The 12649-nt window shown below is 67.6% G+C and carries 15 protein-coding genes; 1 reads left to right on the top strand and 14 read right to left on the bottom strand.

Translation table 11 applies throughout. The features are described from left to right. Positions 1–65: 65 nt before the first annotated feature. The 14 genes from U5N23_RS20385 to U5N23_RS20320 all read right to left on the bottom strand — a co-directional run bounded on the left by U5N23_RS20385 (position 66) and on the right by U5N23_RS20320 (position 11175). A complete protein-coding gene (locus tag U5N23_RS20385; protein ID WP_322594568.1) occupies positions 66–374 on the bottom strand; it encodes a hypothetical protein in 309 nt (102 codons plus the stop codon). A gap of 5 nt (positions 375–379) precedes the next feature. Then, positions 380–823: a hypothetical protein gene (locus U5N23_RS20380; protein WP_322594567.1), complete on the bottom strand. Its 444-nt coding sequence runs from the start codon at positions 821–823 to the stop codon at positions 380–382. A gap of 21 nt (positions 824–844) precedes the next feature. Continuing rightward, the gene (locus tag U5N23_RS20375) at positions 845–2893 is read right to left on the bottom strand and encodes a hypothetical protein (RefSeq protein WP_322594566.1); all 2049 of its coding nucleotides are present in this window, start codon (positions 2891–2893) and stop codon (positions 845–847) included. Then, the gene (locus tag U5N23_RS20370) at positions 2890–3588 is read right to left on the bottom strand and encodes a hypothetical protein (protein WP_322594565.1); all 699 of its coding nucleotides are present in this window, start codon (positions 3586–3588) and stop codon (positions 2890–2892) included. Before U5N23_RS20370 ends, U5N23_RS20375 begins: the two co-directional genes overlap by 4 nt. An 18-nt stretch (positions 3589–3606) precedes the next feature. After that, positions 3607–3948 carry a hypothetical protein gene (locus U5N23_RS20365; RefSeq protein WP_322594564.1) on the bottom strand — a complete coding sequence of 114 codons (342 nt, stop codon included), beginning with the start codon at positions 3946–3948 and terminating at the stop codon, positions 3607–3609. 62 nt (positions 3949–4010) lie between these two features. Then, positions 4011–5003, bottom strand: a complete 993-nt coding sequence (locus U5N23_RS20360; RefSeq protein ID WP_057203384.1) for a N4-gp56 family major capsid protein — start codon at positions 5001–5003, stop codon at positions 4011–4013. Positions 5004–5103: 100 nt separating this feature from the next. Next, positions 5104–6201 carry a hypothetical protein gene (locus tag U5N23_RS20355; RefSeq protein WP_322594563.1) on the bottom strand — a complete coding sequence of 366 codons (1098 nt, stop codon included), beginning with the start codon at positions 6199–6201 and terminating at the stop codon, positions 5104–5106. Between the two features lie 532 nt (positions 6202–6733). After that, positions 6734–7222 (bottom strand): hypothetical protein, encoded by a 489-nt coding sequence (locus tag U5N23_RS20350; RefSeq protein WP_322594562.1) that lies wholly within the window; start codon positions 7220–7222, stop codon positions 6734–6736. Further along, complete coding sequence (locus U5N23_RS20345) at positions 7219–7629, bottom strand: hypothetical protein (protein ID WP_322594561.1); 411 nt, start codon at positions 7627–7629, stop codon at positions 7219–7221. Before U5N23_RS20345 ends, U5N23_RS20350 begins: the two co-directional genes overlap by 4 nt. 926 nt (positions 7630–8555) lie before the next feature. Then, positions 8556–8765 (bottom strand): hypothetical protein, encoded by a 210-nt coding sequence (locus U5N23_RS20340; protein ID WP_322594560.1) that lies wholly within the window; start codon positions 8763–8765, stop codon positions 8556–8558. 86 nt (positions 8766–8851) lie between these two features. After that, complete coding sequence (locus U5N23_RS20335; protein WP_322594559.1) at positions 8852–9100, bottom strand: hypothetical protein; 249 nt, start codon at positions 9098–9100, stop codon at positions 8852–8854. Between the two features lie 123 nt (positions 9101–9223). After that, the gene (locus U5N23_RS20330; RefSeq protein ID WP_322594558.1) at positions 9224–9712 is read right to left on the bottom strand and encodes a hypothetical protein; all 489 of its coding nucleotides are present in this window, start codon (positions 9710–9712) and stop codon (positions 9224–9226) included. A 200-nt stretch (positions 9713–9912) separates the two neighbouring features. Beyond that, positions 9913–10137: an SHOCT domain-containing protein gene (locus U5N23_RS20325; protein WP_322594557.1), complete on the bottom strand. Its 225-nt coding sequence runs from the start codon at positions 10135–10137 to the stop codon at positions 9913–9915. A gap of 63 nt (positions 10138–10200) precedes the next feature. Further along, positions 10201–11175 (bottom strand): LysR family transcriptional regulator, encoded by a 975-nt coding sequence (locus U5N23_RS20320; RefSeq protein ID WP_322594556.1) that lies wholly within the window; start codon positions 11173–11175, stop codon positions 10201–10203. A 300-nt stretch (positions 11176–11475) separates the two neighbouring features. On the opposite strand from U5N23_RS20320, the gene U5N23_RS20315 reads away from it, so the two are divergent. Beyond that, on the top strand, positions 11476–12621 hold the full coding sequence (locus U5N23_RS20315) for a M20 aminoacylase family protein (RefSeq protein ID WP_322594592.1): 1146 nt from the start codon (positions 11476–11478) through the stop codon (positions 12619–12621). Positions 12622–12649 lie beyond the last annotated feature (28 nt).

Raw genomic sequence — 12649 nt, 5'->3', positions numbered from 1 at the left:
CACCCGTTCGGGTGGGGCGCGTCGTTGCATCCAGGCGACAAGGGCGCCGCAGAGCCCGGCCCGCCCTACTCCTCGAACCCGAAGCCCACGGCCGACACCCCGGCCGCGCTCATGCGCGCCACCAGGTACTGGCCCGGCCCGACCACGATGGCGGTGCGCTCCAGCACACCCGAGGGCGGCAGGTACACGTCGTACTCGATCCACTCGGCATCGGTGGGGGTGGCCGCAGCGGCCAGGGCCACGCGCGCCAGCACGGCCCAGGTGTTGCGGTTGACCAGCGACAGCGTGAGCGTGGCGGTCTGCGTGGCCGACTGGTAGAGGGTGGTGGCCGTGGCCGCAGCCAGGTCCAGTGCAAAAAGGCGTCCGTTGGCCATGTCGATCAAGCTCCTGAAAGAAAGAAAACCTTGCTGCGCGACTGCACCGGCGCCCACTGGTGCACGCCGGCAATCACGAACAGCGCCAGCGGCGTTGGCTGCACGGGCGCCACGGGCAGGCCCAGGGTGCCGCCGGCCTGGGCGCTGACCCAGGCCTGCACCCAGTTCGTGCTGGCCAGGGCCTGGCTGTTGTCGCCCGGGGGCAGCGGCGTGGCGGCGCTGACCGTGCCGCTCACGGCCAGGTGGCCGGCGATGGCCTGGTCGCCCGTGAAGGCGTTGCCGCCAGCCAGGTTGGCCTTGGTGGCCAGGCCGGTGGCGAGCTGCCCGGCCTGGCCGGCCACGCCGTCGAAGCCCAGTTCGATGCGCTGGAACTCGTCCTTGAGGACCTGTTCGTCCACGCGCTGGCCGGGCAGCGGGTTGAAGACGCGGTGGTAGAAGGTGTTGGCCATGGGAGGGATTCCTTGGGTTGGCTATCGGTCCAGGCGCCGCGGCGTGTACACCACTGATACGCTCTGCAGGGTGTGCGGCAGCTCGTCGCGCGCGGTGCTCACGATGTTCAGGCTCAGGTCGGTGCCCACGCCGTCCAGGCGCACCTTGGAGAGCGTGTTGGCCGGCACGCTGTAGTAGCTCTGGCCGTAGTTGCTCACGCTGTAGTAGGCGCCGCCGGCGTTCTGCAGCACGCCCACCACGTCGGTCAGGCCCACCTCGGGCTTGCCCAGGCTGTACTCGCCTTGCACCAGCAGGCGGCAGGCGCTGCGGTTCTTGCTTTCCAGGTCCACGCGGCGAAAGCGCTTTTTCTCCATCGGGCTCTTGGTGTGGTTGAAGGCCAGGCGCAGGTAGGCCTGGATCTGCGCGCCATCGAAGCTGCGGCCCCGGTCGGCCTCGTAGACGAAACCGTCGTCGCTGCCGAAGAAGTTGCGGTGCTCGCCGCCCACCACCGCGTCGCAGGTGCAGCGCACCGTGCGGCCGTAGTCGATGGGCATGAAGGCCAGCGCACTGCCGCCATCCGCCGTGGGGATGGGCGTGACGCTCAGGCTCTCACCCGTGGCGAAGAACAGGCGCATGCGCTTGTCGGCCCGGTTGACCACCGAGGCCGTGACCTGGCGCGCCTTGAGCAGCCGCTGGATGCGCGAGGACAGCGGCAGCCGCTCGAAGTTGCCGAAGGCCTGCGTGGCGCTGACCACGGCCACGCCCAGGGTGTCGAACACCAGCACGCGGCCCAGGTTCTGCACGCTGCCGCGCTGGGCGCCCACGTCGTCGGCAAAGTTCACGAAGCGCCAGTCGGCGCTGCTGCTGCCGTACAGCACCCAGGTGCGCTCGGCGGCAAACACCATGAGCGCGCCGCCCTCGGCGTCCGACGGCAGCACCTGGAAGCCCGTGACCACGTCGCCCGCGGCGATCTCGGCGGCGCCCACCACGGCGGACCAGCGGCAGGGGTCGCCCACGGCGCTGTGCTGCACCGAGCCCTCGAAGCTGAAGAACAAATGGTTCTTGTGCGCCACGCAGTGCACCGGCTTGTCCACCGCCATGCCGGTGGCCAGCGGCACCAGCACCTCGCCGTCGAACTCGAAGCCGCGGTTCACGCCATCGGCGCCGTAGATGCGCTGCTGCCCGGCGCGGCCATTGAAGTTGTAGACCACGGCATCGAGCCGGCCGCCGGGCAGCAAGGCAATGGCCGCTTCGGCACCACCGGCCACCGCCGTCACCCCGGCTGTGAAGGCGCCCGCGGTGAACGGCCCGCCCGAGGGCGCCGTGACGATGAAGCGCCCCCGGGCCGTGCCGGCCTGCCAGGTGCCCGACTCCACCACCACGCGCTTGACCAGCGCCGACACCGCGCCCTTGGTGATGTTGGCGCCCACGGCCGGCTCCACGCCGCTGCCACCGGTGAAGGCCAGCTCGTAGTAATGGAACACCAGCGCCCAGCCGGTAGCCGCGCTTTTGTAGATGTTGCAGGCGGTGGCCGCCAGGTTGTCGCGCCAGGCGTAGACCGCGCCGTTCAATACGGCGATGCCCCGCAGCGGCCCCGAGCCCGGCACGGCACCAATGGCAGCGCGGTAGTGGTCGGCAGCCAGCGCCGCAAAGGCGTTGTCGTCGAAGCCATCGATGTCCGAAGCATCGCCATCGAACACGCCCACCGGGCTGCCCGCTACCGTGAGCGCCTCGCCCACGGCGAACACCCCTGTGAGCCGGGTCACCACCATCTGCGCCGCACTGCGCAGCAACAGCACCAGTGCCGTGGCGCCCGAGGTGGCGCCCACCACCGTCTGCCCCACGGCCACGCCCGTGAAGGTGGTGGCGGCGCGCAGGCACTTGTAGGCCGCATCGCTGGGCCGGGGCCGGCCATCGAAGCGCTCGTAACCGCCGATGCGCTCATAGCCTTCCAGCGCCGAGCTTTCGTAGTTGATCGCACCCGTCACCATGCCGGGGCGCAGCGTGAGCTGCGCCGACTCGGCATCGAGCCCGCCGGCGAGCGGGAAGTACTGGGTCTTGAGCGCAGGCATGCGCATCTCGCCCTTCATGCCAAGGGCCTCGCGCCAAAGCCTGGGCGTGGCAACTGCGATTGCGCCAGCGCCGAGAAGCCCATGCTGTAGTTCTGCTCGGCGCGCTGGTAGACCTCGCTGGCCGCGTCGAAGCCGCCGTACTCGCGCAGCGCGCGCCAGCCGATGAGGTTGTGAAAGCGCGCCGGCAGGGCCGGTTCGTCGGCGTCGAGCACCAGGTCCACCACGTCCTTCACGTAGGCTGCGCGCACCATGTGCGCCGCATCGGGCGTAGGGCCCACCAGCAGCTCGCCACCGGGCGCCATGCTCCAGCACTGCAGCGCGCCCGGCGCGTGCGCGCCGGTCAGAAAGCGCTGGCGAAACGCCTCGTACTCCAGCCAGGCCAGCGCATGCTCGCTCACCTGCCCGTCGGCCACGCGCCAGGCGCTGGGACGGTAGCCGTCGGCCGCGGGCTTCCAGGCGGCGAAGTCGGCCAGGGCGAAGCCGGGGGCAGCAGCCTCGGGCACCATCAGCAGGGCGCCGGCCGGCACCTGGCCCAGCGCCTCGCCGCGGCGAAACAGCCAGGACTCGTGCGCCAGCGCGATGTCGCGCCAGGCCCAGTTCACCCACTCGAACACGCGGGCATCGTCGCCGCCGGCCGTGGTGGCCGAGGCCGGCGGGCCGCCCGACAGGCCGCTCTCGCGCTTGACGGCCCGGGCCAGTTGCAGGAAGTTCATGGTGCGCGCCCTCCCCGCTCAGCTTTTGCGCTGGAGAGGGAAACGGGGCTTTTCCACCCAGCGCATCTTGTCGATGTTCTCGGGCTCCTCGGGGTCGGCCTCGCGCACCGTGTAGGCCAGGCCTTCGATGTGGTCGGCCATCTCCACCGGCACGCGCACCCAGCGCTCGCGCTGGATCTGGATCTGGTAGTTGTTGAGCCCGAAGAACGGCTGCTGCGGCTCGTGCAGCTCGCCCTTGAAGAGCTTGATCTCGCAGGTCTGGCCCGAGAAGCCGTGCTGCTGCACGGCCACGTCGATGTCGGTGTCGGTGCCTGCGGTGGGTTCGGCCAATGCGGCGGCCTTGGGTTGTGCTTTTGCCATGGGGATGTTCCTTCCAAAGAAGGGGCCGGCAGCGTGCCGGCCCGGGGGTTGCTATGCCAGGGTCAGGCGGACACGCCGTGCTCGATGCGCGTCATCCAGGCGTCGTTCAGGATGGCTGCGGCCGACCACATCTTGAAAGCCACATGCCCGCGCTGGCCCATGGGGTCGCTGTCGCTGGGCTTGGGGTTGACCACGATGGGCGTGAGGCCCGAGCCCGATGCCGACAGGTTCACCGTGGCATAGGCCTCCTTGCCGACGATGACCGACTGGTACACGTCCACCGCCGTGCCGCCCAGCATGCCGTTGAGCGTGGCATTGCCGGCATTGACCAGCGGCGCGTACAGCGTGGACGAGACGAAGCGGATGTTCTCGAACGAGCCGATCTCGTTCTCGCACAGCGGCTTGAAGGTGCCGTAGTTCTGGATGCGCGTGTAGCCGGCCGGGAAGAACGCGGGGTTCTGCAGGTCCATCTCCACGTTGGGGTGCACGAAGCACACGTAGCACGGCGGGATGGGCAGCGTGCCCACGCCATCGGTGGCGTTGAGCACGGTGGTCAGCGCCCGCGCGTCCTGCGCCTTGAGCTGGCGGATGGCGCGGCGCGCCACGTTGGCCGTCATGGTCGTGTTCACCGTGTTGCGCGCCACGCCGTTGGCGTACAGCACTTGCGTGCCGGCCTTGATGGTGTTGTACAGGATCAGCTCCTGCGTCTGGCCTGCCGTCTCGCCCAGCGAGGCGCTCAGTTCGCTGAGCACCGGGTCTTCGTGCGTGTCGGCGATCACGTCGGTGATCTGCACGCGCTGGCCATACTGCTCCAGGTTGGCCGACACGTCGGTGCTGGTGATGTTGCCCTGCACCGGCGTCACGCCCTCGGTCAGCGGCGTGGTGGTGGGCGCCAGGCGGCCATAGCGGCGCCACTTGACGACCTTGGTCTTGCCCTTGGGCACGGCAGTCACCACGGCAAACTTGGCCATGTTCAGGGAGGGCTGGGCACGCTCCAGCATCTTGTCCACCGCATAGGCGGCGGTACGGGGGGTGATGTCACCGTAAACGGTCATATCGATTGCTCCTCATCGGGAAAATTGGGTACAGGTGTCCGTGCGCTGCAGGTGGCCGCAGCGCCCGTCTATGGAGCGCGTGGGGGCGTCGGGCCTTGCGTCAGCCCGCGCGCGTCAGGCGCTGGCGCCGAAAGAAGTCCAGCGACGCCTCGAAGTCGTCCTCAGGGGGAAGCCCGCCTTTGGCGCCGCTGGCGCGCGAGGGCAGGCCCGCCGCCGACTGCAGCCGCGCGGCATTGGCGCTGGCGCGCTGGGCGGCCGGCTGCTGGGGGTAGTGGGCAATGGGCGCACGGCCTGCGCGGCGCAGGTGCGCGTCGTAGGCGTCCATCACCGCGATGGCCTCGCCCGGGTCCTGCCCCTGGTAGAAGGCCGCCTGAATGGGCTGCGGCTGGGTGTGGATCCAGGCGCTGAAATCCGTGCTGCGCACCACCTCCACGGCATTCGGGTAGGTGGATTGGAAGGTCTGCATCGCGGCCTCGTAGGCGGCGCTGCGTTGCTCCTGCGCGCGCTGCTCCTGCTCGGCGCGCAGGCCGTGCAGCGGCTCGACCATGCGGGCGGCGGTCTGCTCGGCCACCGTCGCGGCCTGCGCATCCACGGCCTGCAGGGCCTGCTGCACGGCGCCCACCAGCCCATGCAGCTCGGGGAACTGCTGCACCTTCTGGGACAGCTCGGCCAGCCGGGCAGCGGCGGCGGATCCATCCGCGGCAGCGCCCGGCGCGGCCTTGCCGCTGCCCTTGAGCTGGGCGTTCTCCTGCAGCAGGCGGTCGCGCTCGGCCCGCGCCTGGTTCAGGTAGCGGTTGAGCTGGCCCACGCGACCCATTTCGCTGCGCGCCTTGTGCAGCTCTTCCTGCGTGCGGCGCAGCAGCTCGGCGGGGTCGGGGTTGCCGGCCCTTTCGGCGTGCTGCGCGGCGCTGGATGCAGGTGCGCGCGCACGGGCCTGCGCTGCATCGGTGCCTGTGGCTTCGGCGCCCATCGCCGCTGCTGCGGGCATGCCCCCGTCGGGGCCTGCCGGCATGGCGGCGGTGGGCGCCTGCACCTGGGCATCACCACCGGCTTCCGCACGCTCCTGGCGCAGCGCATCCAGCGCCTGTGCCATCTGGTCCTCGGCATCCATCGCGCTGGCGGCGCCCTCGCCGGGTTCCTGGCTGGCGGCGGAGGCGAAGTGGTTGCTGTTGCTGTTGCTGCTGTCGGTGGCGTTCATGGTGCGGTCTATCCTTCTTCGGCATGGCCCGCGCGGGCCAGAGGCAGTGGTGGTTGCTGACACCGGGCACATCGCCCGTGAAAGCAATGTCCGCGAAGAGGCGACCGCGCTGAAGGGGTGGCATATATGCCGCACACCATGGCAACAAACAGGCGAAAAAAAGCCCGCTCGAAGCGGGCTGCCTATGGTTCACGCAGAGCGGGTCTATTCGATCCCCGGAAAGTTCTGGTCGATGAACGAGACCACAAACTCGTTGGGGTCTGCAGGCATGCCGTTGGCCTTGCAGTGCTCCAGGTAGCCTGCCCAGAACCGGCGCACCTGGTCGTCCAGGCTCGGCGGGACTGCATCTGCGCGGCCACCATGTCCTGCAACGTCCCCTCGTCGCCATACACCTGCGCCAGCCGGGGCTGCATGGCGGCCAGCGCCTCGTCCTGTTCCTCGCTCAACTGCCCTATCACATCCAGGAAATAGCTGTCCAGAAGCCTCAGAAACGGCTTGCCTGCGTAGCGGTCCATCGCATTCCTCCATGCGTTTATCGGGTGCAGACGAAATTGCCCCTGGGCACCCGACACTCCAAGATCGGGCGATCACAAATCGGAAAAATCAACCGCCCAAAGCATCCCTGCCGCCACCGAAGCGACGGAAAAACACAGCATCCGGCCATTCGTCGTCGTAGGCCCTCCAAAATGCTATGCAAGGCAGTCGACATCTTTCTGGAGTGGAATTCAGAATTCTCCTGCTGAGCAAACGCCAGGATTTCCGGCCAACGAAGCTCTCGCATGCAATACCCTATGGCGGTATCCGAAAAGCATACCTCACCCTGCCGTCCGCCATACCGCTGCCGACGGATGTCGTCCATGAGGAGCTGCGCCAACTGCTGGCGGTGCTGAGCGTTGCGCTGCAAAAAACCCAGCAGTTCCTCGTACAAAGACTCCATCTCATCTTCGCCGGTTTCAGCGTAGTTCACGGAGCGGAATTTTTGACATAACTTATTGAAATTTTCGATGATGAGATCATTCATTTCTTCACCCATTTCTTGCTCTTGAAGTCAAAAATTTTGTTGATGTATCTTTCATCAGAAACTTGAAAGCCATGGTTTCTAAAGGCCTTGACTGCGGCCCCCGCTGCTGCGTCTGCGTTGGGCAGGTAATGGCCTGACGCGTTATCGATGTACTTGACAGTTCCCCACAGCACCTTGGCTTCACCGGCGGCAATGACCTTTTCTCCTCGTGCCAGATCGACATGGCCAAAACCTCCCGGATCGTGCGGTTTGCGCGCCATGATCAACGCACCATTTTCCTTGACCACATAGAGAACATTTGCAGGCATTCTCAACGCTTGGTCTCTCGTCAAGGCCGGCCACATCGCGAAACTCCCTTGCGTCATCGGGAAATCGATTCGCAAAAACCGGCCCTGGTGGCAATGCATGGATGGGCCAGGCAGGTGGCCCATCGAATGCCTCCGCGCCATTGTGAGAACCAGGGCGCTCTGGAACAAGCTTTCCTGCACCGGTCGCCGAGAAAATCTGCAGCACTTTCTGGACATTGGCTGGCGGCACCAGCACACCTCCTGGAATTTGCAGCCGCTCAGCCTCTCCGATCCCAGCCCGAAGGAGTTGATCCGCAATTTCGGCAGGATCACCGCCCGTTACTGCCAGCGAGCCTCCATCCAACAAAGCCATTCTCGGATGCGAAGGAGTTAAAGCAGGGGATGCGACCGGCAAGACAGGCCCCTGGAGCCCTGAACCGGCATACTGAGCCTGCGTAAGGGGCGACAAGATACCCTGGGCGCGCTCGGCACTTCGGGGCGCAACCAAAGCGCCTTGCGATCCTGGGAAGATATCCTCAGCAGCAATACCCGCCTGCAGCAATGCGTCGCGGATGAGCGCCGGATCCCCCGTCACGGCCAGCGTACCAGTGGGCTGTGTGTCCACTTGCAGGATAGCGGCGGCCGGGGGTGGGGCAAGCGCCTGCGCCTGCCCGGCTTGCGCTGCATCCCCCCCGAAAGTCCATTGCTGGCTGTGCCATGTGCGCGGCAGGCTCGCTCACCATCGCAAGCTCAGAGCCCCCTTGCGCCGCTGGCGGGTTAGCGCGCTCGGCCCCGCCCAGGGCGCGATCAGGCGGCAGGTCGGAAGGCACGGGCAAGTAGTTCTCAGGCAATGCAGAAGCCTGTTCGGCATGCACTGGTGGGGTTGGCGTGGTGTGCTGCTCCCCAACCAGTGGCACATCGGCCCTGTGTGCTCCAGGCTGGACCGACGCTCCCGTTGGTTCACCGCCGCGCAAGCCGCCCACCGTGCCAGCGTGGGCACCGAACAGGGCGCCGGCTGCGAAGTCATCCACATACTGGGCGCCAGTTCATTCCCTGAAAGGCGCTCTGCCAGCGCCCAACTCTTCAGGCAAACGCTGCACAGCCTCGGTCCCTCCCTGCACGGCCATCTGGATACCCACGGACTTGCCCAGGCGTTCCAGCGCGTTGCCTTTGAATGTCTGGGTGCTCAGGGCGTCCAGGCCTATCCGGTCCGCCAGTGTGTCGGTGGCGGTGGAGACCGTGGCACCGGCCAGCATCGCGGGCGGGGCGGTCTGGAGCGCACAGGCCTGTGCAGGATCGGTGCGTGCGGCTCCGCCGCCCACACCCGACCCGACCGCTTCGGCTATCGCCGCAGCAATTCTGCAACCAGGGCGAGCAACGTCACTGCCGCGAACAACGCATAGACCGCCACGACCGCTTTGGCCCAGCGATCCCCGGCCTTGGAGCGGCTCCAGATCACTGTGATCGAGTAAGGGATTTTTCTGGCGGCACAGTAGAGCGCTGGCGCCAGAAGCCCTGTGGCCAAAAGCAGCAGATAGGCCATGGGCAGCAGTGGATGGATGCCGTAGAAGAACTGGAAGAGTATCTGCAAGAAAACGCTCACTCAATGTCGATGGGAAAAACCGAAGGGGCATCCGGGCGGGCGCTCGGTCGCTGAACAGCGGCAAGGCAGCTGTTTGCAAGAACCCTCAAGCGCCGTCACGCCGTCGCCTCTTCACCACAGCACCCCAATCAGCGCAAACGCCCCGCCCAGCACGAACATGGTCTGGAACAGCATGCTGCGCAGCTTTTCATCGGCACTTTCGCCGGACCAGGACTCCACGCCCGTGAGCTGGATCACCGAGCCCCAGGTGGCGAAGATGGCGCCCAGGGCGGCCAGGACCTTGCCCATGTCGTCCGGAAAGACCAGCTCCAGCGGCCGGCCCAGGCCCGAGTACATGATGACCAGCAGCATGAACACGCCCACGATGGCCAGGCCCGAACGCCAGAACTGGGTGCGCGTGCGCAGCAGGCGCGCGAGCGATGCCTGGCGCATGGCCTCCAGCTCGGTGCCGGTGCTCCATGCGCCCGCGTTGTAGCGCGCCAGCTGGTCTGCGGGCTGGATGATGATGGCCAGGTCATGCGCGGCCGCCATGTCGGCGAAGCGCTTGCGGCTGAACAGAAACGCCCACAACGTCGGAAAGGTACTGAGACGCTTGGGCACCACAGGGGGCACCGGGGACGGCATGGCTAGGTTTCCGCCCTCTTCTCTTGCGCTGGCAGCACTCCATCCACTGCGCCCTGCAAGAGCACTGTGCAACGGTCTGAGGGATGGAAAATGCAAACTTCTGCCATCCCCGGATCATAGGGGCAGGTGGGAGAGGTGCAATGAATCAATGGCCAGCACGGCGCACCAGCCCGGGCTCACTTGGCCAGCAGCCTGGCCTTGAGGGTCTGGAATTCCTGCTCGGTAAGGGTGCCGTCGGCACGGAGCCTGGCAAGCTTTTGCAGCTCATCGGCCACCAGGGCGGGGATTGCAAGGAACACGCCCCAGTTCATGGCCTCCATGTTCGGGGACTGCGGGGCAAAGGCCGCAGCGGCGCACAGCGCCATGGCGGCCACGGCCGCGGTTCTTGCAATTGCCTGCATGGATCGGCGCCCTCTTGTCGTCGTCGTGTGTGCCCGGCTCGGCGCTGGCAACCAGGTCCGCCATCACCCCCCGGCGCCCGCCCCCTGTGCCATTTCCACCGAATAGAACACCCGCCGCAGCTCCGCATCGTCGGAATGCACGCTGGCCTGCACCTGCTCGGCAAAGTGCGCCAAAAAGCGCTGTGCGGCCAGCGACGGCATCTCGTTGCTGCGGCGGATGATGCCCACGGTGCGCGGGGCGAACTGCTCGCGCAACTGCAGCGCCACCATGCTGCCGCGCAGCGACGCGGTCTCGGCCAGCGGCCAGGGGCAGAAGGTGAGCATGTCGGTCTTTTGCACCAGGGTCAGCATCAGCGAGGCCGACTGGGCCAGGTGGATGTGGTGGCGCGGCACGGCGGCCCCGTGCTGGGTGAAGAGCTGGTCCATCAATTCTCTTTCGCCGCCAGGGCCGAAGTTGAGCACCCAGTCATCGCCCAGCAGCTCGTGGATGGACGATGCGCCCGCACGCGGGTGGCCGGCCCGGGCCATCACCGTGGCCTCGTAGGTAAAGAGCGGCGTGGACTGCAGGCCCAGCATCTCGTCGGGTGCGGCGATGCGGCCGATCATCAGGTCCAGGCTGCCCTCGCGCAATTTGGGGTAGGCCAGGGCCGAGAAGCCATCGAACAGCTCCAGCTGCACATGCGGCATCTCGGCGCGAAACGGCGGCAGCACGCGCGCCAGCAGGGTCTGGGCCACCCAGGGCGTGATGCCGATGGACAGGCGCTGCGGCGCGCCCGCATCCCGGTGGCGGGCCAGGTCCTGTTCGGCCTGGTGCATTTGCTCCAGGATGCGCTGGGCATGCTGCACCAGGTCGCGCCCGGCAGGCGTGAGGCCAATGCCGCCGCTGTGCCGGGTGAACAGCGCCAGTTGGCAGTCCGCCTCCAGCTCGCGCATGCCCTGGGTGACGGCCGCCTGCGTCACGCCCAGCGCACGCGCCGCCGCGCGGATGCTGCCGTGCGCAGCCACCGCGGCGATGTAGCGCATCTGGTGCAATTTCATAGTGGCCATTATGGGTGCCCGCAGGCCCCGGCCGCCCTTGCAGCCCTGCCACAGCACAACCCCGTGACAACAGCAAGACAAGCACCGCCATGCGGTGCAAGGCAGCCCCTGTCTGCCGCCGGGAGGGTGCGGTTTCTAGACTTTGCCTGCATACCGCACACCACACGAAGAACTGCCATGAACCAGGTCACCGAACGAGACAACGAACAGCAACAGCAACCGCGCCAGCAGGCCCACGCGCACGGCGGCACCTGCGCCGCCGACCCCGTGCTGCCCGGCATCCGCGCCATCGAGGCAGAGATGGTGGCCCTGCGCCATCACATCCATGCGCACCCCGAGCTGGCGTTCGAGGAATTCGCCACCGGCGACCTGGTGGCCGCGCGCCTGGCCGAGTGGGGCTACACGGTGCACCGGGGCCTGGGCGGCACCGGCGTGGTAGGCACGCTGCGCCTGGGCAGCAGCCCGCGCGTGCTGGGCCTGCGCGCCGACATGGACGCCCTGCCCATCCAAGAGGAGACCGGCCTGCCTTATGCCAGCACGCACCAGGGCAAGATGCACGCCTGCGGGCACGACGGGCACACCGCCATCCTGCTGGCTGCGGCGCGCCACCTGGCAAAGGAGCGCAGCTTCGACGGCACCCTGCACCTGATCTTCCAGCCCGCCGAAGAGGGCCTGGGCGGGGGCCGCAAGATGATCGAGGATGGCCTGTTCGAGCGCTTCCCGTGCGACGCCATCTATGCCCTGCACAACATGCCCGGCCACCCGGTGGGCAGCTTCGGCTTCATGGGCGGGCCGTTCATGGCCTCGTCCGACTCGGTCACCATCACCGTCAAGGGCCGGGGCGGCCACGGCTCGGCACCGCACCTGGCGGCCGACCCGGTGGTGGCGGCCGCGCACATCGTGCTGGCACTGCAGACCATCGTCTCGCGCAATGTGGACCCGCGGGAGATGGCCGTCATCTCCGTGGGTGCCATCCACGGCGGCGATGCGCCCAACGTGATCCCCGGCAGCGTGCTCATGCGCCTGACGGTGCGCGCCTACCGCCCCGAGATCCGCGCCATGCTGCGCGAGCGCATCACCGCCCTGGTGCAGGCCCAGGCCGCCACGCTGGGCGTGCAGGCCGAGGTGGACTACCACTGGCGCTACCCGGCCCTGGTGAACGACGTGGCCAGCACCGATTTCGCGCGCCAGGTCGCGCTCGACTGGCTGGGCGAGGAAGGCCTGATGCCCAACCTGCAGCCCCTGACCGGCAGCGAAGATTTCTCCTTCATGCTGGAGCAGTGCCCCGGCAGCTACCTCATCGTGGGCAACGGCGTGGGCGACACGCATGGCAGCGGCGGCTGCATGGTGCACAACCCCGGCTACGACTTCAATGACGCCTGCCTGCCGCTGGCATCGACCTACTGGGTCAAGCTGACCGAGCGCTTTCTGGCGCCGCAATCCTGAGCCTCCGCCTCTCCCTTCCCCGCAACCC

The organism is Acidovorax sp. (assembly GCF_034519795.1).
GTDB lineage: Bacteria > Pseudomonadota > Gammaproteobacteria > Burkholderiales > Burkholderiaceae_C > Acidovorax.
Note: the sequence above shows the minus strand (reverse complement) of the source record. Positions and strands in the feature narration are given on the sequence as shown.